A 20,745-nucleotide genomic window follows, 5' to 3' on the forward strand; every position below is an offset into this window, starting at 1 on the left:
GACGTCGACCTCACGGGCAAGCACGCCGTCGTGGTGGGACGCAGCCCTATCCTCGGCAAGCCCGTCGGCATGCTCCTGCTCGGGCGTGACGCCACGGTGACCTACTGTCATTCCCGCACCGTCGATCTGCCCACGATCGTGCGCGAGGCCGACGTCCTGGTCGCCGCGGTCGGCCGGCCGCGCTTCATCGACGGGGCGGACATCAAGCCCGGCGCCGTGGTGGTCGACGCGGGCTACAACCCAGGCAATGTCGGGGATGTCGACTTCGAGACCGCCCGGCACCGGGCGAGCCTGATCACTCCCGTCCCCGGCGGTGTCGGCCCCATGACTATCGCTGTCCTCCTCGCGCAGACCGTCGACGCGGCAGCACGTCAGCTCACCCGGCCCTGACCTGGGAGCTGCTGGTCAGCCTGGGACGCGCGGACGGCCGGTGCTGCCCGCGTTCGGCCAACGGTGGGCTCAGGACAGTCCCTCGCCGCCGTCGCCGAGGTCATCGCCACCTACCGCCACCGCCTCGTCCTGCACATCAGCCCCGAGGCCATGGCCTCCCTCGCCGCCCCCATCAGAGGGCAGAAGTGGAGCCCGGCCGGTGAGGACTTCGCCCGGCTCCGCGCAGCCGGCGGCGACCGGTGACCGACCAATCTGCCGAGCCGCCAGCCCCGCTGCACGTCTTCCTATCCGACTTCCCTGATGATTGAGCGAGTTCAAGCCATCAGGGAAGGTCTGTGTGGGCGAGTGGCGCGTGGTGTGGGTGCCCGATCCGGAGCGATGGGGACCGCTGCCGGAAGACGGGGTGCTGGGGGTTCGAGACCTGCCTGGAGCGGTGGGTCGGATGGGGTTGCTACATGGTGATCCGGTGTTCTTGTCCCCTGATTTCACGGTAGATCTGGGGCTCCTGGATTTCGTGAGGTCGAAGGACTTCCGCTGGCTGGAGCGGGAGACGAAGCGGAACTACGCGACGGATATCCGTCTGCTGCTGAGCTTCCTGTCATCGCGCGGTGTCCGGTGGCGTGAGGCGAGTGAGCAGGATCTGGCGGACTACCGCGCCTGGCGGTGCACCGCGGTGCAGAACCCGGAGCGGGTCGGCGGGACGAAATGGAACCGCGAGGCGGCCGCGTTCACCAAATTGCTCAAGTGGGCGAAGGTGGCGCCGCTGCCGGTGGATGTGTCGCGGCGGGAGGACCGGGCTGCCCACTCGGTGAGCTCGCGGGTGTCCTGGCTGACGCCACGGACCTGGGGCCTTTGGTCGGGGATCGGGCTGAGGGGCCACGGCAGGGACGGGACGGCGACGGCGGGGTGGGAGGGCCGGACGGAGGCCCGGAACACGTCGTTCGTGCAACTGCAGCTGAGCTCGGGGCTGCGGAGGCAGGAGGGAGGCTCACTGCTGACGTTCGAGCTGCCCGTTCAGCAGCTGCGGTACGGGCGTTACTGCCATGGTCAGATCGCTGCGGCGGTGACGCGCTCGAAGCAGGGCCGGACGTTCTACGCGAGCGTGGATGCGCTCGGGCAGGTCGAGTCCTACGTGCAGTCGGAACGGGCGTGGGCGGTTCACCGGGCTCAGGCCAAGGGGCGCTACGAGCAGCTGCCGTTCCTGCGGCTGGTCACGAGGGTGACTCGGGGCCGGGATTCGCAGGTCCACTGGGTGGACCGGGACGATGTGGAGGGCAGGCAGAGCCTGGGACGGCTGGGCTGGCGGGAACGTCAGTGGCTGTTCCTGGAGGGGCCCGAGGGACCGGAGCCGGCCTGGCTGTGGCTGACCGAGCAGGGACTGCCGATGCCGCCGGACCGGTGGGAAGGCGTGTTCCGTTCCGCGAACCAGCGTTGCGAGCAAGTCCTGCTGACGCCTGAAGAGCGGGAGCTCGGCCGGGAGTTTCGGGCTGCAGAAGTACGAGGGAAGACGCCGTACGCGACCGTTCACTCGACTCGACACTCTATGGCCCTCTACATGCTGATCGTGCTGAACCAGCTGATGGAGACCCGATACGGGCTGACCGCGGCCGACCGGCGGGACTTCGCGTTGCTGTTCGGCGACCCGTGGTTCCTGGTCAAGGTCTTGCTCGGGCACGCGGACGTCGAGACGACGAAACGGCACTACCTGGCGCCGGTGTCGCACCTGCACCTGGAGTCGATCCTGGCCGCGGCCGAGACGTCGGACGGCCAGGAACGCGAGGTCGAGGATCTGGACGGGGTGTTCGCCCGTTTGGCCCGTGAGTCGGCGGGGATCCAGGACGTGGACGTGCTGGTGGGCGCGCTGCCGGAGGCGGGACGGTGAGCCGACGGGGGCACCGCGCGGCGCTGCCGCCGGCGGGGTTCAGGGCCGAGCCGCCGCTGGCCGCCGACGGCTTGGTGGTGACCGTGGTCAACAGCGAGGGGCACGAGAAGAGGTTCGACTTCGAGGACCTTCCCGTTCCGGCACCGATGCGGGGTTCTCTGGCCGCCGCGTTCGCGGCCCAGTCCCGCGGGTGGCACAGCCACCGCACCGCGGACAACCACTGGCGCCGGCTTGCGGTGTTCGCGCGGTTCCTGGCCGAGCTGGAACAGCCGCCTGAGGATCTGGACGGCCTGACCGCGGCCGTGCTGAAGCGCTGGCGTGCACTCCACGTCGGGACCAACAGCGGCCGGGCCGTCCTGGCGTCGGTGCGGTTGCTGCTGTGGCGGGACGGGCGGCTTGGCAGCGGTCCCGTCGCCGAGGAACTGAGCCGACGGATCCCCCACGCCACCGTCGGAAGGCAGTCCTACGGCGAGGCCGAGCGCGATCGGGTGCTGCTGGCCGCAACACGGCAGTTTCGGGCCGCGTGGATGCGCATCCGCGAGAACACCCTGCTGCTGGAGCGCTGGAGGGCCGGCGAGTTGACCCCGGAGAGCCGGGAGGGGCGGATCGGCCGGATCCTCGACGGCCTCGCGCTCACCGGTGATGTCCCCCGGCTCGCCACGACGAACGGCCGGGCCTTCGTGGCGAACCGTCATCTTCTCGGCGGCTCGAGCCGGGACCGGACCTGGGGCCGATTGTTCCTGACGCGGGGGGAACTGACCGCGCTGGCTGTGCTGCTGACCGACCGGTTCGGGTGGAACCTGTCCGTCTACAACCGCGTTCCTGCCCCCACGAGGATGCCGTCGGCCGGCGAGACGACGACGGTGACCTACCAGGTCCGGCTGGAGAAGCACCGGTCCGGGAGCGGGCGCTGGTACTCGACGGAGAACATCACCGATTCCGGAGCCGGCTCGGACGGGCGGCTGATCACCCAGGCGCTGGAGGCCACCGTGCACGGCCGGGCGCTGGCCACTCGTCTGGCCCCGGGCACGGACTTGCTGATGACCGCGCGCACCGGCGCGCCCGGGCGTGTAAGAGGGGATCTGGACCACCCGCGGCCGCTGGGCCCGCTCAGGTTCGGCGTCACCACGGAAGAGGCAAAGCACTGGGCCAAAAGCCACGGTCTGGGCGGATCACCGTTCCAGCGGGTGCGCAGGACCACGGTCACCCGCGAGGGCCGGCCTCTGCAGCACACCCAGGGCACCCACGAGAGCGTGTACGTGCTGCCCGACCACGACGTCCGGCTCCGTGCCCAGGCCGTGGTCGCGGACGGGGCGAGGGAGGCTCTTGAGCTGGCCCGCGCCGCCGTCTTCGGCGGGCGACTGGCCACTGTCCCGGACCCCGCGCACCAGGAGACGGCGACGGCGGACTGCGAGGACGAGACCGCCAGCCCGTGGCCCGCGCCGCGGGGAGGCTGCGGGGCGGACTTCCTCCTGTGCCTGGCCTGCCCCAATGCGCACGTCCATCCGGGCCACCACTCCCGGCTCGCGCTCCTGCACCAGCGGGTCCTGAGCCTGCGCTCGGCCCTGCCCGACCCCCTCTGGCAGCAGCGCTGGCGCGATCACCTGCTGCGACTCGACGACCTGCGCGAGAAGGTCGGGCCGGCCCCCTGGAACGCCGCGCTGCTCAACGCCGGTGACCGCGACCGCGTCATCGTCGACCTTCTGCTGAAGGAGGACCTCGCTCCATGACCACCGCCCTCCTGCCCGAGCACGACCCGTACGTGCTGGCGGCGCCGGCCCCGGACAGCCCGGTCGTCACTGCCCAGTGGATCAGTTCCGGCAACCACCACGCCAACTCCCGCTACCGGGATCTGACCTGGTCGCTCGCTCCGCTCATCGACAACCCGGGCGCCAGCCTGACGGCCCTCCACTGGAAGAACTGCCCCGAGGCACTGCGTGGCCAGGTGAAGCTGGCCGCCTGGACCATGATCAACGGGCAGCTCCGTCCCACGCTCCTACAGACGCGCGGCGTCCGGGCCCGGGCGCGGAGCTCGGCTTCGGACCTGCGGGAGACCTGCCGCGAGTGGCTCCGGCTGGCCCGCTGGCTGTGCGATCAGGGCGTCACCGACCTGGCCGCGTGCGGCCGGGAGGAGTGGAGCGCCTATGCCGCCCAGCGCTGGGACGACGGCATCGGACGCGACGGCGCCGTGAAGGTGCTGGGCCGGCTCACCGACCTGTGGGTGTTCGACAACCTCACCCTCGTCCCCACCGGGGTGATCCGTCCGCCGTGGGACACGGAAGGAGCCGATGACTACCTGCCCCCGGCCGAAGCGGCTGGCCGACGGGAGAACACGACCGAGCCGCTGTCCCCGGGCGTCATCGGGCCGCTGCTGGTGTGGTCGATCCGTATGGTGGAGGACTTCGCCGACGACATCATGGCGGCCTGGGCCGAGAACCGGCGGCTGACCGACCTCGCCACGAGTACGCCGCCCACTCCCGCGGGTCAAGCCGCGCTGGCAGCGTTCCTGCTGCCCCGGATCGAGGCCGGAACCGCGATCCCCGCCACCGCGCGCACCAACACGACCCCTCAGATCGCCCGAACATTCATCGCGGCCACCACCGGAAGCAGCCTCCGGCAGGTCGACCGGTTCGCCCGCCGGCACGGACTCGGCGAACTGGCGACGAGGCGGCCTGGCCCGGCATCGCTGGACGTCCCGATCACCGGCCTGCTCGACGGCCGGCCCTGGCGTGAGCACCTGGACTTCGCCGAGGCCGGCGAGCTGATGCGACACCTGGGCACCGCCGCGGTGATCATCTGCCTGTATCTGACGGGCATGCGTCCGCAGGAGAACGGGGCGGAGTTGCATCTGATGCAGCACTCCGGAGGGTCCAAGTAAGCGCGAATCAGCAGGTGATGGGCGTCTGCTCCGTCATCTTCTCGCACTGCGCAGGCGATCTACCAGCGGCTCTTGCGCTCCACCGAGGCTATCCCAACAATGTTGCACCTAACGCAACGGAGGTTGGAGTGGCGAAAGCGGCCGATTTGGCAGGTGCGGCACACCTGATGCTCGTGGACGGGATCTCCTACCTGGACCCCGAACCTGCCGTGTTCGAGGCCATGCTGGAGGGGTGGACCAAGCAGCAGCGGGCCCGCTTCCTGAAGTGGGACGGGACCATCAAGCCGCGGCTGTCGCTGGTCCGCCGGTTCGCCGAGTACTCCAACCAGTACCCGTGGCAGTGGCAGTCGGCCGAGTTCGAGGCGTTCATCGACCATCTGCGGACGAAAACACCGACGTTCACGGTGTCGAGCGGCCGGAACTACCAGAACCACCTGCGACTGTTCTGCGAGTACATCACTGACCCACGCTACGGCTGGATGTCCGTCTGCCAGGAGCGCTTCGGTGAAGTGCCGGTCCAGATCCTGCATGAGTGGAACACCGTCACCCACGTCAGTGAGTACGAGGGCGACCCGAGTCGCCGGCCGCTGACCTACGACGAGATCCAGGACCTGTTCGACGCTGCCGACGGGCGGGTTGAGGAGATCCGAAAGCGCGGCCGCAAGGGTGCGTTGACCGCGATGCGCGACTCCGCCCTGATCAAGACCTACTACGCCTACGGCATGCGGCGCCGGGAGAATGTCGGCCTCGACCTCGCCGACCTGCGGCGCAACGCGAAGGCTCCGCAATACAGGCGTCACGGAGCGGTGTTCGTGCGCTGGGGCAAGTCTTCTAAGGGCAGCCCGCCCAAGCGCCGCACCATTTTCACCGTCCCCGAGATGGACTGGATCGTCGATGACCTCGACCATTACCTGACCGAGGTCCGGCCCCGGTTCAACGTGGGAAAGCATCCCGCGATCTGGGTGACCGAACGCGCCGGGCGGCTGTCACGCCGATCGGCGAACGAAGCCTTCGAGGCCGCCAAGCAGGCCGCTGACCTGCCCGAAGAACTCGAATTGCACTGTCTGAGGCATTCCTATATCAGACATTTGACCGAATTTGATTACCCGGAAAGATTCGTCCAAGACCAAGCCGGCCACGGCTATGCCAGCACCACGGCCCTCTATACCGGCGTCTCGGACGAGTACCGCAACCGGCTGCTGCACAAGAAGTTGGGCCAGCGATTCCCCGGCATCTGGGAGGACCCGAAGTGATCAAGAAGATGGGCTACCGCTGGAACCTGCGCAAGCTCATGGCCGACCGGGAGATGTTCCAGACCACCGACCTGGTGCCGCTGCTGGCCGAGCGGGGCGTCAACCTCTCGCGCGAGCAGGTCTTCCGCCTGGTCACGCAGCCGCCGCAGCGGCTGTCGATGGACACCCTCGCGGCTCTGTGCGACATCCTCGGATGCCAGCCCAACGACCTCATCGAGGTCCAGGTCGTCAACGAAGAGGTACGCAAGACGTCTGGCGGCGAGACGCCCGGCCCGCTTCCGGCCGTGCGCCGGACCTCGATCCGGCGGCCGGAGGGCCTGTGAGCGCATCCTCTCCGACGGCTCCGTCAACCGTCGCCCGGCTCGCCGCGCAGGCAGCCCGCCTGGAGGCCGCGACGGCCGCCGTCGTCGGCCACCTCACCTCAGCTCTGCCGTCGCTTGGCCGCAAGGACGCCGAGGCCGCGCTGGTGACCGCGGTGCCGATCCCCACCCGAGGGGCAGCTCGCTACCTGGAAGAACTGGCCAGACACCTCGCGGCCCACCCCGACGCGCTGACGTCAGGCAGCTCGCTCTGTCCACCGGTCCTGCTTCGGCTCGCTGAAGTCCTGCACGATGCCGGGCACTCTGTGGTCCGCCCCGGATGCGCACACTGCGGAAAGATCCGGTCTGACCTGCGGCAACTCCGCCCCGAGGGGCGGCTCTGCGGTTCGTGCGACGCCCGAAGCCGCCAACGCGAAACCTGCGCACGGTGCCACCGTGACGGCCAGCGCGTCGTCGCCCGGCGCCCCGAGGGCCCGATCTGCAACCGCTGTTACCGCGCCGACCCCACCACGTTCGAGGAGTGCGCCGAATGCGGGCAGCTCCGACACCCGGTGGTACGACGGGACGACGGCCGAGGGCTATGCATCAAGTGCTGGAAACGCCCCATGCACACCTGCGTGAGCTGCGGAAAGACCGCAGCCGCCGCCCTCGTTGACGACGACGGCGCACTCTGCCACCTCTGCTACAACCGCCATCGCCGGCCCCGGCGGCTCTGCGGTCGGTGCGGACAGCTCAAGCGCATCGCCCGCAACGCGCGCGACGGACAGCCGGACCTCTGCGACGGCTGCTACCAGGGCCCCGACGCGACCTGTTCGATCTGCAGCCGAGTCCGCCCCTGCGCCAGCCGCGACGAACAGGGACAGCCGGTCTGCGCCACCTGCTACCAGCGTCATCGCACCGGCGAGCCGTGCGCCCGCTGCGGCCGGACCAAGCCGGTCAACACCCGGTGGCCGATCGGGCCGGTCTGCATGACCTGCTACACCGCCGTGCTCCGCTCACCGGCCGAGTGCCCTCTCTGCGGCATGGTCCAGCCACTGATCGCGCGGGATGACGACGGCACCGAGGTCTGCGGACCATGTGTCGGCTTCGCCGCCGACTACACCTGCAAGCAGTGCGGCCGCACGGGCAATCCCCACAGCCGCGGACGATGCGCTCACTGTGTCCTCGGCGAGCGGGTCAACGCCCTGCTGGCCGGGCCCGACGGCACGATCACCTCCCAGCTGGAACCGCTCGCAGCCGCACTGGCGGACGCTCCTTCACCGTTCCCTGCCATCCAGTGGCTCAAGGAGAGCCCGAACACCAAGCTCCTCGCCCGGCTGGCGTCCGAAGGGAACGAGCTCAGCCACGAGCTGCTGGACGAGCTCCCGCCCAGCCGGAGCCAGCGCTACATCCGCCAACTCCTCGTCCACACCGGGGTGTTGGAGGAACGCAACGAGGACCTCGAACGCATCCCGGGCTGGCTGGAGCACGAACTCGCGGACAAGCCGGCCGCGCACGCCAGCCTCGCCCGCCCGTTCCTGCACTGGTTCCTGCTCCGACACGCCCGCCAACGGGCCGCTATCCGCCGCCACCCCGCCTCCGCCGACCGCGACCTGCGACGCCGCGTCAGCGTCGCCCTGGACTTCCTGGCCTGGATGGACCAACGCGGCCTGGCCCTCGCCGACCTCGCCCAGGAGCACATCGACGACTGGATCACCGGGGCCACCAGCCAGCGGCGCTACCTGATCCGCTACTTCCTCAAATGGACCGCGAGCCGCCGGCTCACCCGCGAACTGACCGTCCCCTCCATCCCGAGCCAGGAGCCCCAGGGCCTGCTCGACGACGACGATCGCTGGCAGCTCCTCCAACGCTGCCTGACCGACGACGCCCTGCCGACGGACGTCCGAGCCGGCGGCGCGATCACCCTGCTGTTCGGCACGTCCACCGAACGCCTTTGCCACCTGACGCCTGAACACCTCAAGTTCGGCGACAAGCACGCCCACCTGCTCCTGGGCCGCCACCCCGTCCTGCTGCCTCCACGGCTCGCCGAGCTCCTGCGGCAACTTGCCGAACAGCCTCGACCGCGGCCGCAGCTCTCGCGAGCCCACCCAGGTCCCCAGTGGCTCTTCCCGGGCATGGTCCCGGGCAAGCCGATCTCGACGCACGGCATGACCCAGAAACTCAACCGGCATGGCATCCCGGTTCGCACCGCGCGCAACGGTGCGCTGGCCGCCCTCGCTGCTGATCTCCCCAGCCCGATCCTCGCTGACGTGACCGGGATGCACCGCCACACCGCGCTCCGCTGGGTCGCCTACGCGCGACGCGACTGGGCTGAGTACCTCGCCGCACGAGCCGATGATTTGAAGGACGAACAATGAATCAGCCCAGGAAAAGACGCCATCACACCGTCCCACGGTTCTATCTCGCCCGTTTCGCGGACGCCAGGAAACAACTGATGCGAGTTGAACTCCCAGGCGTCAAGAGGCACTTGATGTCAATCGGCAACGCCACGGTCGAGAACGACTTCTACCTGGTCGAGACCAACGACGGCTCCCCGTCCGACGCTGTCGAGGATTCCCTGTCAGAGCTGGAAGGACAGGCGGCAACAGCACTCCGGCAGCTCATCGACGAACGTGTCTGGCCCATTCCTGAGGCGGTACGCAGGCCGATCGCAGCCTGGGCCGCGATCCAGTACCTCCGCACGCCTGCGGCCCGGCAGGCGGGAAACGACATCGCCGACGCGGGGTTGAAGCTGTCCATTGCGCTCGGCGGGCGATCGCAGATGCGGGCAGCGCTCGAATCCGTCGAGGCCCGCCCGGTCACCGAGGCCGAGGTTGACGAGATGTGGGCGCTCATGACTGCCTTCGACGACTACAAGTATGAGGCTCACCAGAACCTCCACATGCACACCATGAGCAGGAGCTTTCCCGGAACGGCTGCTGGCTTCTTCAGCCGAGGCTGGCACCTCGTCCGCTTCACTAGGAAGGCGCTCATCACAACCGACACCCCGGTCGTCCTCATGAAAGGCCCTGGGCAAGACCCGGGCCTTCCGATCGGGAGCGCGAGCGCTGGCGGCGTGCTGGTTCCGCTTGATCGACGCATGGCGCTGATCATGGGCGAGCATCACACGGAGGATTTCCCCCTTTCCGGCTCGACCTCGATAGCGAAGGCCCTGAACCAACGGCTCGTCTGGAACGCCCGCCGAGCGGCCTTCCACCACCCCGAAGACGACCCGCTCTGCGGACTTGAGCTGCCTCAACCCAGGGACACTGAGGTCGCCTTCACCGATCCTCAGAGCTTCCTCCCGGATGCCTCTGGAGAGGAATAGTGCACCGGAATAACCCCCTCCCGCCAGTATAAAAACGACACTGCCCTAACTGTGGCAGCACAATGTAAAGACCCCCGTGCGTCGACTACGAGCTACTGCTCGAACGTCTTGTGAGACGCTGCACAGCGTCGTCGAGTGCGACCGAGATCTCCGCGCCACTCAACCCGTTTGCTTCAATCCTGAACAAGTCGCCAATAACTGCTGGGACCGGAGTTTCATCAAGCCGGACGATTATGATCGGGATTCCTCGATCCATCAAGGCGGCTGCAGCCGCTTGCCATTCTCGCGTCACGCCGGCACCACTCAGGCAAGCTTGAGACCAAAAGAGCACGAAGTGACTCATTTCCTCGAGCCCCGACGAAATACCTCCCCAGAGCGAATCTGACGGAATTAGTTTGTCCTTGTCAAGCCATACGGCAATCCCTTTTCTCTTGATCTCTCGCGCCACGTCCCCAACGATCACTTTGTCCGACGACCTGTGCGAGAGGAATAGCAAGTGCGGTGAACGGAAGTGTGAGACGGTGCGCTTTCTGTCAGATGCGGCATCTCGCGAAAGGAAGGATCCGATATTTTCCACCCACCGCACGTTCCCTCCGCAGCGATCAACCCACGTGTCGGATGAGACGAGTCCCCCTATGGTGACCGCATAGCCGTGGCCATAGTTGTGAACGGAGGCAAACGGGCAGCAATCAAATTGATCGATCCACCGGTCATCTTGAAGCGTACCCGTACTGCCTTGGTTGCCTGAAGCCAGTACATGTTGCCAAAAGTCAAGCCGCACCGGCAGACCGACCATTAGTTCAGAGACGCCTTCATAGACGGGGCGCAGCCATTCGGCTATCACCATCTTCTGGGGCAGGCATACTATTTGGCGAGGATTTAGCCAAAATGACCCTTGGTCCGCGCCGTAGACAGGCGACGATCTGTCGGATTGGCCGTAATCAAACCGCGCACCGAGGAAGGTTGACGCTTCGCGGTATTGCGCCTTGTTTTCATGGAGCTGATTGATGTCGACGTCCGCGACAACCAGCACACTTCCATTTGCGACAAAGTGCTCCGCGATTGGCTGGGCAATCCTCCATAGATCGCCATCCAAGAAAAGGCCACCCTCTAGATAGATGAAGTTCGGATCGAGCTGGTCGACCAGATCCTCCGATATGACATCGTTGGCTATATTTCCATTTCTGAAGCGGTCTGCATCTTCCCTTTTTAGTACGGCGTGGGCAAGGAGGCATTCCTCTGAGATTTCCTTTAGGTGGTCAAATAGTTGACGCCCGGCCAAGCTATTTCTGCCATTTACGCTGAGCATGCGCTGTAGATAAAGAGTGCGGAGCGTCATTGAGCATCACGCCTTGTGATGGGTTGTGGAGATGATCGCCACACCTGCATTGCGGCTCGTGGTCCACGCCCTCCGGCGTGCCACGGAACATGCCCTCCTCATCACCGTAGGCCCTGGGGCAGCTTCCGGCACCAGAGGCTGGTACCGGAAGCTTCCGGGCTATCGGTCATCGGGACCTTGGTGCGTCATGGCAGAGCGCCGAATAGTGCACGGTTGGAATACGTGCCTTGCGCCAGTAGTCCAGGGCATGCGCTCCGGCTGCTGCCCCGACCCCGAACCCGGCGAAGACGGGGCCCCCGGGCGGCACCTGATCCGCAGCCGCCACTACAAGAACGTCACCGACGAGGACAACAACCACGTCTCCGCCGGCGAGGAACGCGACGTCCCCTGGGTCGCGATCACCCCCGTCGTCAACGCCATCCGTGTCCTGGAACGCATCGTCCCCGAGGGAGAGCTCCTGTTCAGCTCCGCCCACCAGGACTTCTCCGCCCAGCGCGGCAACCACGGCGCGCTGAAGAACGAATCGCTGAACCGGCGGATCGAGGACTTCGTCGACTGGGTGAACCGCGAAGCGATCGCCCAGGGCATGCCGGGCCAAGTCGTCCCCGAGGACCCCCAGGGCCCGGTCAGAATGTCGCGGTTCCGACGGAGTCTGGCCTGGCACATCGCCCGCCGTCCTGGCGGCCTGGTCGCCCTGGCCATCCAGTACGGGCACATGCGCACCGTCCTGGACGCCCGCGTCTCCACCGGCTACGGCACTCGGAGTCGGCACGGCATCCACGGTGTCCTCGACATCGAAACGGCGCTCGCCTCCGCCGACACCGCCGCCCGCCTGCGTGAGCGCCTCGCCGCCGGCGAGAAGATCTCGGGCCCGGCCGCCCGACGGGCCCTGACCGCCGCCGCGGCCGCTCCCCGGTTCGAAGGCCGCCTCGTCCACAAGACGTTCGCGAAGAAGGCCGCGGCCTACCTGGCCCGCGACGGCCTGGTCCTGTTCGACAACCCCGACGCCCACCTGATCTGCGTGTTCAAACGGGACACGGCCCTGTGCGAACCCGCCCCGGACGCTACAGCCCCCAACCAGTACATCTGCCGCCCCGGGTGCGGCAACGCCGTCCGCATCGACACCCACACCGTCGGCCTACGCGAACGCGCCCACGAAATCGATCAGCTCGCCGACCACGCTCCCGACCCGGTCAGCAGGCGTCTTCGCCGCAACGCGGACCTTCTCCGCGCCACCGCGGACACCCACGACGGCACAGCCCAACCCTCCGAGGCCCTGACATGAACCAACAGCACCACGACGAACGAACCCGCATCCGCGAGGCCATCGAGCGCCTCCTCACCGGGCAGGCCGCCACATCCAACGGCAGTCTGACTGTCGTCGCCCTGGCCGCCGAGGCCGGCGTCCACCGCATGGCCCTGCTCAAGCGGCACGCGGACCTGAAGAACGAGTTCTACGACCGCGTCCGCACAGAAGCAAAGCAGACCCCGGAGCCCGAAAAGCGGCTACGGAAGACCGTCACCAACCTCAAAGAGCGGGTCTCCGACCTGACAAAGGAGAACACCGATCTGAAGAACCAGCTCACCCAGCTCACCCTCGCGAGCGCAGTCCTGGCCGACCAGTTGCGCGAGGCCCAGGAACACGCCCGGCTACCCGACAACGTCGTGTGCTTCCCCAAGACCTGACTACGGCACCCGCTCGACCTGCCGGGCTTGAAGGGGGGGTGGGGTGACCGCCACCAACCGGTCACCCCACCCGCACTTACTTACTCAGACCGGTCACCATCGGGATCCATCACAGCGCCGCCGGTCTCTCGCGGCGCCCCGGACTCATCCGCTGACGCCGGAGGCTCCGCCTCACGATCGCGGCCACGCTCCTTCCACTCGTCCACTCCCTGCAGGGCAAGCGAGCCCACAGCGGCAATAGCGGAGATCCCGCCAAAGATCATGTTCAAGTCCACAGTCGGTCCTTGTTGATCAGGACGGACCGGGTCGGCTACGCGGTGAGGCCCCCTCGAAGCCCTCCGCACTGGCGCAGCCGACAGCGGCCCTTGTCGACGACACGACGAGGGCCGACGGAACCGGGCGCTCGGGGAACTCGCGGCTTGGATATCACCAGCTCGCCCGGTGGCTGGCATGGCAGCGGCGGGATGTCGACCTCTGCCACCCGAGACGCACGCACCCGCTCAACAGCAGCGATCAGTGCCACGAGGCGATTGAGGATCTCGTGCCAGCTCGCCGGCTCAATGCCCAAGAGGGTCAACACCTTGAGCACGACGAGCGCCGCCCTGGCCTGGGCCAGCTTCTGCGACCGGTCTTGAGCCTCAACGTCTGGAAGGTTCACGTCAGAGCACGCAAGCTCAACGAGTGCCTCGGGCGTCAGCGACCTGATGGCGTCCTCCGGCAGCCCCCTCACAACCGCCAGAACCCAGAGCGGGACGTTCGCGGACCTCAGCACACGCGCGCGCCGGGCGTTCCCACGGGCTAGATCCCTCTCCGCAGACCCCAGGGAGACGATCTGCGGGCCTAGTACTCCAGCCGTAGATCGTGATCATGCTGGGGTGGCGTCCTGACGGTGGTAGTGGCTTGCTCGGGATCGGGCCTGGTGACGGCGTCTCCAGTGAGACCAGCGGAGCCGGTGTGCCGTATCACGGCCGCGCTCGGCGACCAGGGTGATGAACAGGCGCGAGATCTCGTTGCAGGTCAGCGGGATCAGGTCGTCCAGAGCTGGTCGGCGGGCATGCTCATCGGCGCGGAGGACGGCCAGGAAGGCATGGGCGAGCAAAGCGAGGGTGACCCAGCGGGCCCAGGAGTCGTAACGGCGGACTTGGTGTTCGTCCAGGCCGGCCAGGCCCTTACCGGCCTGGAATGTCTCCTCGACCCGCCACCTTGATCCAGCAACGCGAACCAGGGCTGCCAGTGGAACCGGCCGGAGCGAATAGCAGCGGTAGTAGGCGAGTTCCCCGGTGGTTCGGTTGCGACGGATCAACAGATGGCGGTGCCCGGAAGCCTCGTTGGGCAGGTTGATGTGCGCCCAGTCGTAGAAGCGCTGCCCCTTGGCCCCCGCTCCGGCGGACAGCTTCTGCCAGGCCCGCTTGGGGAGCTTCTTGACCAAGGCATCCGCGCGGAACTTTCCTGCCTGAGTGGCGACTTCGTGGGCGCGGGCCACCGCAAGCACATACCCGGTGCCACGTTCCTCCAGGGCACTTCGCAGCTTCGGGTTGCCGCCGTAGACCTCGTCGCCAGCCACCCACGGGGCGTGGTGGCCGGCATCCAGGAACCGGGCGATCATTCGGGCGGCAAGTTCGGGCTTGGTCGCGAACGCGGTATGCGGGTCGAGCCCGACCGCCTGGCAGCGGTCGGGCTGGTCGGTCCACGAGCGCGGGATGTACAGCTCCCGGTCCACCGCCGCATGCCCGCGTCTCCCGGCGTAGACCAGATAGACGGCGACCTGGGAGTTTTCGATCCGGCCTGCGGTGCCGGTGTATTGGCGCTGGACGCCGACGGTGCGGGTGCCCTTCTTTACGTCGCCGGTCTCGTCGACGACGAGGACCGCCTCGTCGTCGTGGAGGTGCTCGGCGACGTAGTCGCGCAGGTCGTCGCGCACCGCGTCGGCATCCCACTTGGCGCGGCTCAGCAGGTGCTGCATGCCGTCCGGCGTGGGATCTCCGGCGTGCTCGGCGATCGTCCAACAGTTCTTGCGCGGCAGGTCGGCCAGCAGTCCGAGCACCAGCGCCCCGGCCCGCCGACGCGGCTCGACCCGCGCGAAGCGGCCCGCGACCCGGCTCATGAGGTCACTGAACATCGCTTGCCATCGCTCAGCGTCTACGCTGTGACCTGCGGCCACTGATTGATCGTTCGTTGTCTTCACAAACCACGATGATCACCGGTGGCCGCGCCCGCGCCCCGACCGGGCGCGACCGATCCACGGCAAGGGGTCTACCGGCCCGAGCCCGACGCTGGGAAGCCCACATGAGTGAGTACGCACTGAACGAGCGCGAAGCCTTCCTGATCATGTCGCGCTTCGTGTGGCAGTTCGCGAACCGCGCGGGAGACGACCTCTCCACGCTTCTGGGTGACATCGGCCTCCTGGAGGACGGCGGGCCGACTGATCCCGCTGCCTGGACCGACTGGATGGCCTGCGTCCGTTCAGTCGTCGACGGCACAGAAGACCCCGCTGGCGGATCAGCTGGGACGCGTCTACCCAGCGGGCAATGACCTACTTCATCACGGCAGGCGCGGCGACCCGGGCAGCACAACTCCGTGATCACGATCTACGGCTGGAGTACTAGGGCGTGGATGTGCAGCACAACCTGCATACCCTCAGCTGCGAAGAGCACAGGGACGTGACGGCCGACGAAATTACGGCTGCCCGCCTCGCCCAGGCCGCAATCCGCCAAGAACTCCGCCAGATCCGAGCACTTCTCCGAGAACGGGGTCCCTGGCACACACCTAGCTGCACCTCGGAGATGATCTACGTATTCGCCAACGGAGAAGCTTAGGGACGCCTTTTCCTGCATTCCGTGGGCGACGTAGTTGCGATCGGAACAGATCGCGTCCGCAAGATCACGAGGCACGCCGCGCATCAACCGCCGCGCCTGGCGGAGCGACAGCGATGCCGCCTCCGCGTGCTGCGACGACAGGATTCCCCGCGTGAGGTTCACCCGACCAGCTTACAGCCCGTCAGCTAAGTCACTCTGTTACCCAGGACCACTTGGCCAAGCCGGCCGCTTCTGGGCCTAGGTTCAGACTCAGAACTTGAACATAAGAACTTGACAGGGAATCCGACACCGCCGAGACCGCCCTCGCCGGGCTGCACCCCGGCGACGGGCTGACGGTGGTGGGGCTACCCGAGTAGCGGGACCAGGCAGTCAGCCCGTTGTCGGCTGTCGTTGGATGTGGGTGTACGGGACGGGTTTGCCGGTGACGGCGTCGGCCAGGGTCCGGGTGCCGAGTGGCTGGTGCAGAACGGCCTTGAGCTGGGCGATGCCACCGTCCTCGCACCCAACGTCTGGGCCCGAAGCGTCCCGGCGCTTCAACAGCAGTGTGACTTTATCCGCCGATTCCCGTGCCACCAGGTCGGGTTTGTAGTCGCAACCGCTCCAGTCGACCTCGATCGTGATCGTGCGATCGTCCGCTTCTACGGCCGTACTTCTCGTAGACGGGTCGGCGAGCTCGATTCGGCCGAGGACCGATGCGTCCCGCCTCACGTAGGGAAGCGGATAGTCGGATTCACCACCCGACGCATAGCACGCCGACACCCCGACCCCGATCAACCCCACCACGACTATCCAGCGCTTGTCGCGCACCGTCAGTTCCACGGCCAGTCCCTCCCCTTGTCGTGGATCAGGGTAGGCCTGCCCGACGGCGGCCGGTGGCGCTGCGGGCGGTGAGGTTCGTTCTGCAGGCCGTTGCGGGGTGCGGGGATGCGGGGCAGGACGTCCCACAGGGGCTGGCCGTCGGCGGCCCATCGGGCGAGGACGGTCCGGTCGACGAGGAGGACTCCTTGTTCGGCGCCCCACCTCAGGGCGTCGCGGGAGAAGCGGCCGTTGGTGACGACGACGGCGAGGTGCGCGTCGTGGGCGCGCTGGTAGGTGCCGGCGAGGGCATACAGGACGCCGACGCCCACGGGCTTGCCGCCGGCGGGGTCCTGCTTGTGCTTGCACTGCACGGCCCAGCGCCGTCCTGTCGGGTCCTCGGCGAGGACGTCGACGCTCTGGTCGTTGGCGCGTCCGACCTTGCTCGCGCGCCCATAAGACCCTGATCTGGGAACGCACCCGCACCACGCAGCGGCATGCCCTGCTCGACTTCCCCGCCGCCGTGGAGGCGTTCGACGACCTGGATGCCCCCGACGCCCTGGAACTACTGGCCAAGGCACCTGATCCGGTAGCTGCGGCGAAGCTGACGACCACGCAGATCGGCGCGGCTCTCAAGCGCGCCCGCCGACGGAACATCCCCGACAAGGCCATCAAGATCCAAGCCGTACTGCGCGCCAAGCATCTGGGGCAGCCAGCCGCTGTGACTGCGGCCTACGCTGACTCGACACGCACCCTTGTCGCGCTGCTGGTCACCTTGAACGAGCAGGTCAACTTCATGCACGGGCGGGTACTCGCAGAATTCGGCGACGACCCTCACCGCTACGCCAGTGCCAAGGCCCGCAAGAACTACGCCGGCACCAGCCCGATCACCCGCGCATCCGGCAGGAAGAAGGTCGTGACCGCGCGATATGTCCTCAACGACCGGCTCATCGACGTCCTGATCGCCCAGGCATTCTCCGCACCGCGGGTCTCCCCTGGCGCCAGGGCCTACTGCGAGAAGCAACGGGCCCGCGGCATTGAATTCAACGCCGCCCTGCGCCAGCTCGCCAACCGGCTCGTCGGCATCCTGCACGACTGTCTCAAGACCGGCACGAGGTACGACGAGGCGACCGCCTGGTCGCATCGAGCCCACCCACTCGCCGCTTGATGCCCCAGCGCATGGGGTCAACGGTTCCAGATAGCCGACTTCGAAACGGTCCGCCACTACGACCGCCGTGACCTCACCCGCGTCGTCACGTCCCACCCAGACCGGGTAGACACCGTCTCCGCCCAACAAGAAGGTGACCAGCGCGGCCCCAGTCGCGTCATCGACCACCTTGCTGTAGCCGCCATCGATGTCGTCGACGCCTTCGCCACCGCCCGAGGTGAGGGCCCGCATGTAGCGGCGGCCCAGTTCGGTCCGAGCGATGGAGTCGGCGAAGCAGCCCGTGGCAGAGTCGACGCCGAAGCCGAAGTACTGGCCATCATGCAGCAGCCTCACGTCCTCGCCTGGCGGGACCGCCATCGTCCAGCGGGCGGTCGGCTTCTCGCTCACCAGCAGACGCACGGCATACGTGTCACGGGCGGAGAAGCGGTCGCCGAACATCTCGCCCTCGTAGCTGGCGCCGGTCTCCTGCACAGGGTGGACACCAGGCGGAACTTCGATCACCAGCGGATCACCCTCCGTGCCGTTGGGCAGGTACGAGGGGTCGCAAACCACCAGCTGCCCTGTCGGCACGGCGATCTCGGTCACCGTTCTCACGGGCTCGATAGTGAGCGGCTCCGACCGATGCCGATGCGTGAACTTGAAGGAGTAATAGTCAAGACTGGTAGATGGCTTGGTCATGGCGGCGGGTTGGTTCCCGGATGGCCTGCCAGCCGGAGTGCGGGGCAGCTGGGGCCAGGAGTTGGACTCCTGTGCCCCGGAGAGTCACCAGCGCGGTGTGGACGGGGTCGAGTTCGTCGACGGATCGCCCGAAGTAGGCGAGGATCTGCGCCAGCTCCAGGTCGATGGCTTCTGCCGAGTCGCGGATGTGGTCGAAGCGGGCGCCGCGACGGACCGGGCCGAGGATGCAGCGAACCGTGGCGGTGGCCTCAGCCGAGTTCACGATGGTGACCTGGTCGATCTGCAGTTCCACCTCGGCTGTGTGGCTGCCGGGGTTGAGGGGCTCGGTCATGCCGCCACCTCGGTGCGCTCGACCAGGACTCCGTTCTCGAATCTGCCGCCGGCGCGGACCACGGCGACCAGGTGGGCGCCGGTGATCGCGCGCCATCGGTCCTGGGCGGACTCGACGAGCTTGAAGACCATGGCCAGGGCCGCGGCCGGGCTGCTGGCGCCACGGGTGACCTTGGTCCGGAGCTTGACGGTGGAGAAGGTTGACTCGATCGGGTTCGTGGTGCGCAGGTGGATCCAGTGTTCGGCCGGGAAGTCGTAGAACGCCAGCAGTTCCTCCCGGTCGTCGGTGATCTTCGAGACGGCCTTGGGCCACTTGGTGCCGTAGGTCTTCGCGAACGCCTTGATCGCCCTCTCGGCGTGCGTGCGGTCCTCGGCGTTGTAGATCTCCTGCATCGCCTTCGTCGCGCCCGGCTGTGCGGACTTCGGCAGGGCATTAGTGACATTTCGGGCTTTGTGAACCCAGCAGCGCTGATGGCGGGCCGCGGGGAAGACCTCGGCCAGGGCCTTCCACAGGCCCATCGCGCCATCGCCGACGACCAGCTCCGGGTCGCGCATGCCGCGTCGGCGGCAGTCGCGCAGCAGGTCGGCCCACGACTCCGTGGACTCGCGCAGTCCCTCGGCGAGTGCGATCAGTTCCTTGGTGCCGTCGACGCGCACCCCGAGCAGGACCAGGACGCACGAGTGCGCCTGGCCGAGGCGGACCTTGGGGTGCACCCCGTCGGCCCACACGTAGACGAAGTCGCGGTCGGACAGGTCCCGGGCCTGGAAGGCGGCATGGTCCTCGCCCCACTGCTTCGTCAGCCGGGTCACCGTGGCTGGCGAGAGCCCGGCGGCCGAGCCGAGGAACTGCTCCAGTGCGGGCACGAAGTCCCCGGACGAGAGCCCGTGCAGGTAGAGCAGCGGCAGCACCTCGCTGACCTTGGGCGACTTGCGGCACCACGGCGCCAGGATCTTCGAGGAGAACCGCTTGCGTTCGCCCGTGGACTCGTCGACACGACGGTCGTTCACCCGCGGCGCGGTGACCTCGATCGCCCCGGCTGCCGTGGCCACGGTCCGGGGTCGGTGGTACCCGTTGCGGACCACCAGGCGACGTCCCTGCTCGTCGGTCTCGGCAGCCAACTCGGCTATGTACTGATTGACTTCCGCCTCCAGAGCGGCGGCCAGCATCCGACGGGCGCCCTCGCGGACAATCTCGTCGATCAGGGAGCCGGACTGGGTGGAGCCGTCGTCGGTGACTACGCTGAGCACGGGCGTACCTTCCCGACCCGCGCTGCAACGCGGGCCTACTCGGAGACCTTAAGGATCATTCGGGAAGGTACGCCCTCCGCGTGCCCTCCCGGAGCCGATCCACAAGTCTTGAGCATTGCTCTCGTGGCGGCACCCGGCGCGATACGCACCCCCAACGCGCCCGCCACACGAGCGCCCAGCCGGGCCAGGGCCTGCTGCGGAGCATTCGCAGACCACTGGCCGATCGCCGCATACGAGCGCGCGCCGGCGACCACCACCGAGGCGGCAACCAGCAGCACCGCCACGAACGGGTGACGCACACCGCGCCGCCGACGCGGATCGGGCAGCGCCCGCAGCCGCTCCGCCAGCGAGAGCCCCGCTACATCCTCCAGAGCGGGCAATTTGACGAGACAGACGGTGGCAGACTGACGGCACATCGAAGCTCCAGCGGTTCAAGGCGACTTGGCAAGGTCACCTCGTTCAACTGGAGCTTCGATGCGTACGTGACGGGCCGCCTCGGACTCTCCAGACCGCTCTGGCCTGCGGACTCATGTGATCACCGGGACTTTGAAACGCCCCTGCGATCCCGGTAGTCGTGTGCTGTGAGGTATGCACAGGTCGGCGGTTTGACCGACGCGGAGGGGGCCGCGCGGGAGCGGATCCGGCAGCAGGCCGT

At 67.7% G+C, this 20,745-nt stretch carries 20 protein-coding genes and 2 pseudogenes; 13 read left to right on the plus strand and 9 right to left on the minus strand.

Annotated features, from left to right (window positions below; genetic code table 11):
* The 9 genes and pseudogenes from ACIOJE_RS39730 to ACIOJE_RS39770 all read left to right on the plus strand — a co-directional run.
* A pseudogene (locus tag ACIOJE_RS39730) lies at positions 1-390 on the plus strand (bifunctional 5,10-methylene-tetrahydrofolate dehydrogenase/5,10-methylene-tetrahydrofolate cyclohydrolase); the annotation flags it as partial.
* A gap of 63 nt (positions 391-453) precedes the next feature.
* Entirely contained in the window at positions 454-633 is a 180-nt protein-coding gene (locus tag ACIOJE_RS39735) for a hypothetical protein (RefSeq protein ID WP_280683714.1), read from the plus strand.
* A gap of 199 nt (positions 634-832) precedes the next feature.
* Positions 833-2,272, plus strand: a complete 1,440-nt coding sequence (locus tag ACIOJE_RS39740) for a site-specific integrase (protein WP_400783380.1) — start codon at positions 833-835, stop codon at positions 2,270-2,272.
* Complete coding sequence (locus ACIOJE_RS39745) at positions 2,269-4,002, plus strand: hypothetical protein (protein ID WP_280683712.1); 1,734 nt, start codon at positions 2,269-2,271, stop codon at positions 4,000-4,002. Before ACIOJE_RS39740 ends, ACIOJE_RS39745 begins: the two co-directional genes overlap by 4 nt.
* On the plus strand, positions 3,999-5,150 hold the full coding sequence (locus ACIOJE_RS39750) for a hypothetical protein (RefSeq protein WP_280683711.1): 1,152 nt from the start codon (positions 3,999-4,001) through the stop codon (positions 5,148-5,150). Before ACIOJE_RS39745 ends, ACIOJE_RS39750 begins: the two co-directional genes overlap by 4 nt.
* 128 nt (positions 5,151-5,278) lie before the next feature.
* Positions 5,279-6,403, plus strand: coding sequence for a tyrosine-type recombinase/integrase (locus tag ACIOJE_RS39755; protein ID WP_400783370.1), 1,125 nt, complete (start codon positions 5,279-5,281; stop codon positions 6,401-6,403).
* Positions 6,400-6,726: a helix-turn-helix transcriptional regulator gene (locus tag ACIOJE_RS39760; protein ID WP_280683707.1), complete on the plus strand. Its 327-nt coding sequence runs from the start codon at positions 6,400-6,402 to the stop codon at positions 6,724-6,726. Before ACIOJE_RS39755 ends, ACIOJE_RS39760 begins: the two co-directional genes overlap by 4 nt.
* A gap of 602 nt (positions 6,727-7,328) precedes the next feature.
* Positions 7,329-9,080 (plus strand): XRE family transcriptional regulator, encoded by a 1,752-nt coding sequence (locus ACIOJE_RS39765; protein WP_400783373.1) that lies wholly within the window; start codon positions 7,329-7,331, stop codon positions 9,078-9,080.
* Complete coding sequence (locus ACIOJE_RS39770; RefSeq protein WP_280683701.1) at positions 9,077-10,030, plus strand: DUF4238 domain-containing protein; 954 nt, start codon at positions 9,077-9,079, stop codon at positions 10,028-10,030. The genes ACIOJE_RS39765 and ACIOJE_RS39770 overlap by 4 nt, the downstream gene beginning before the upstream one ends.
* A gap of 85 nt (positions 10,031-10,115) precedes the next feature.
* Here the strand turns inward: ACIOJE_RS39770 and ACIOJE_RS39775 are convergent, their stop codons facing one another.
* Positions 10,116-11,369: a toll/interleukin-1 receptor domain-containing protein gene (locus ACIOJE_RS39775; RefSeq protein WP_280683699.1), complete on the minus strand. Its 1,254-nt coding sequence runs from the start codon at positions 11,367-11,369 to the stop codon at positions 10,116-10,118.
* Positions 11,370-11,616: 247 nt separating this feature from the next.
* Between ACIOJE_RS39775 and ACIOJE_RS39780 the strand changes: the two genes are divergently transcribed.
* Together ACIOJE_RS39780 and ACIOJE_RS39785 are read left to right on the plus strand one after the other, a co-directional pair.
* Entirely contained in the window at positions 11,617-12,654 is a 1,038-nt protein-coding gene (locus tag ACIOJE_RS39780; RefSeq protein ID WP_280683697.1) for a hypothetical protein, read from the plus strand.
* Positions 12,651-13,055 (plus strand): hypothetical protein, encoded by a 405-nt coding sequence (locus ACIOJE_RS39785; protein WP_280683695.1) that lies wholly within the window; start codon positions 12,651-12,653, stop codon positions 13,053-13,055. Before ACIOJE_RS39780 ends, ACIOJE_RS39785 begins: the two co-directional genes overlap by 4 nt.
* A gap of 865 nt (positions 13,056-13,920) precedes the next feature.
* Here ACIOJE_RS39785 and ACIOJE_RS39790 read toward each other — a convergent pair.
* A complete protein-coding gene (locus ACIOJE_RS39790) occupies positions 13,921-15,159 on the minus strand; it encodes an IS701 family transposase (RefSeq protein WP_280683694.1) in 1,239 nt (412 codons plus the stop codon).
* Positions 15,160-15,341: 182 nt separating this feature from the next.
* Between ACIOJE_RS39790 and ACIOJE_RS39795 the strand changes: the two genes are divergently transcribed.
* Positions 15,342-15,587 carry a hypothetical protein gene (locus ACIOJE_RS39795; RefSeq protein WP_280683692.1) on the plus strand — a complete coding sequence of 82 codons (246 nt, stop codon included), beginning with the start codon at positions 15,342-15,344 and terminating at the stop codon, positions 15,585-15,587.
* A 56-nt stretch (positions 15,588-15,643) separates the two neighbouring features.
* Here the strand turns inward: ACIOJE_RS39795 and ACIOJE_RS39800 are convergent, their stop codons facing one another.
* From ACIOJE_RS39800 to ACIOJE_RS39810, 3 genes are all read right to left on the minus strand, one after another.
* On the minus strand, positions 15,644-16,033 hold the full coding sequence (locus ACIOJE_RS39800; RefSeq protein WP_280683690.1) for a hypothetical protein: 390 nt from the start codon (positions 16,031-16,033) through the stop codon (positions 15,644-15,646).
* Between the two features lie 207 nt (positions 16,034-16,240).
* On the minus strand, positions 16,241-16,690 hold the full coding sequence (locus tag ACIOJE_RS39805) for a hypothetical protein (RefSeq protein WP_280686425.1): 450 nt from the start codon (positions 16,688-16,690) through the stop codon (positions 16,241-16,243).
* Complete coding sequence (locus ACIOJE_RS39810; RefSeq protein ID WP_280686426.1) at positions 16,681-17,247, minus strand: restriction endonuclease; 567 nt, start codon at positions 17,245-17,247, stop codon at positions 16,681-16,683. The genes ACIOJE_RS39805 and ACIOJE_RS39810 overlap by 10 nt, the downstream gene beginning before the upstream one ends.
* A gap of 215 nt (positions 17,248-17,462) precedes the next feature.
* Here ACIOJE_RS39810 and ACIOJE_RS39815 point away from each other — a divergent pair, with 215 nt between their 5' ends.
* Positions 17,463-17,834 (plus strand): transposase, encoded by a 372-nt coding sequence (locus tag ACIOJE_RS39815; RefSeq protein ID WP_400783383.1) that lies wholly within the window; start codon positions 17,463-17,465, stop codon positions 17,832-17,834.
* A 66-nt stretch (positions 17,835-17,900) separates the two neighbouring features.
* On the opposite strand, the pseudogene ACIOJE_RS39820 reads toward ACIOJE_RS39815, so the two are convergent.
* The 4 genes and pseudogenes from ACIOJE_RS39820 to ACIOJE_RS39835 form a co-directional block, all read right to left on the minus strand.
* Positions 17,901-18,512, minus strand: a pseudogene (locus tag ACIOJE_RS39820) (DUF4241 domain-containing protein); the annotation flags it as partial.
* Positions 18,487-18,843 (minus strand): hypothetical protein, encoded by a 357-nt coding sequence (locus ACIOJE_RS39825; protein WP_280686428.1) that lies wholly within the window; start codon positions 18,841-18,843, stop codon positions 18,487-18,489. The gene ACIOJE_RS39825 and the pseudogene ACIOJE_RS39820, both read right to left, overlap by 26 nt.
* Positions 18,840-20,090, minus strand: a complete 1,251-nt coding sequence (locus ACIOJE_RS39830; RefSeq protein ID WP_280686429.1) for an IS256 family transposase — start codon at positions 20,088-20,090, stop codon at positions 18,840-18,842. The genes ACIOJE_RS39825 and ACIOJE_RS39830 overlap by 4 nt, the downstream gene beginning before the upstream one ends.
* 35 nt (positions 20,091-20,125) lie before the next feature.
* Positions 20,126-20,506, minus strand: coding sequence for a transposase family protein (locus tag ACIOJE_RS39835; RefSeq protein ID WP_280686430.1), 381 nt, complete (start codon positions 20,504-20,506; stop codon positions 20,126-20,128).
* Positions 20,507-20,745: the final 239 nt, after the last annotated feature.

Origin of the sequence: Kitasatospora sp. NPDC087861 (assembly GCF_044742585.1) — a bacterium.
In the GTDB taxonomy this organism is placed as follows: domain Bacteria; phylum Actinomycetota; class Actinomycetes; order Streptomycetales; family Streptomycetaceae; genus Kitasatospora.

Coding starts and splice junctions, on each gene's coding strand:
- ACIOJE_RS39835 (WP_280686430.1), bottom strand. CDS start 20,506: ATGTGCCGTCAGTCTGCCACCGTCTGTCTCGTCAAATTGCCCGCTCTG.
- ACIOJE_RS39825 (WP_280686428.1), bottom strand. CDS start 18,843: ATGACCGAGCCCCTCAACCCCGGCAGCCACACAGCCGAGGTGGAACTG.
- ACIOJE_RS39765 (WP_400783373.1), top strand. CDS start 7,329: ATGCACACCTGCGTGAGCTGCGGAAAGACCGCAGCCGCCGCCCTCGTT.
- ACIOJE_RS39770 (WP_280683701.1), top strand. CDS start 9,077: ATGAATCAGCCCAGGAAAAGACGCCATCACACCGTCCCACGGTTCTAT.
- ACIOJE_RS39750 (WP_280683711.1), top strand. CDS start 3,999: ATGACCACCGCCCTCCTGCCCGAGCACGACCCGTACGTGCTGGCGGCG.
- ACIOJE_RS39740 (WP_400783380.1), top strand. CDS start 833: ATGGGGTTGCTACATGGTGATCCGGTGTTCTTGTCCCCTGATTTCACG.
- ACIOJE_RS39775 (WP_280683699.1), bottom strand. CDS start 11,369: ATGACGCTCCGCACTCTTTATCTACAGCGCATGCTCAGCGTAAATGGC.
- ACIOJE_RS39790 (WP_280683694.1), bottom strand. CDS start 15,159: ATGAGCCGGGTCGCGGGCCGCTTCGCGCGGGTCGAGCCGCGTCGGCGG.
- ACIOJE_RS39795 (WP_280683692.1), top strand. CDS start 15,342: ATGAGTGAGTACGCACTGAACGAGCGCGAAGCCTTCCTGATCATGTCG.
- ACIOJE_RS39815 (WP_400783383.1), top strand. CDS start 17,463: ATGCACGGGCGGGTACTCGCAGAATTCGGCGACGACCCTCACCGCTAC.
- ACIOJE_RS39780 (WP_280683697.1), top strand. CDS start 11,617: ATGCGCTCCGGCTGCTGCCCCGACCCCGAACCCGGCGAAGACGGGGCC.
- ACIOJE_RS39785 (WP_280683695.1), top strand. CDS start 12,651: ATGAACCAACAGCACCACGACGAACGAACCCGCATCCGCGAGGCCATC.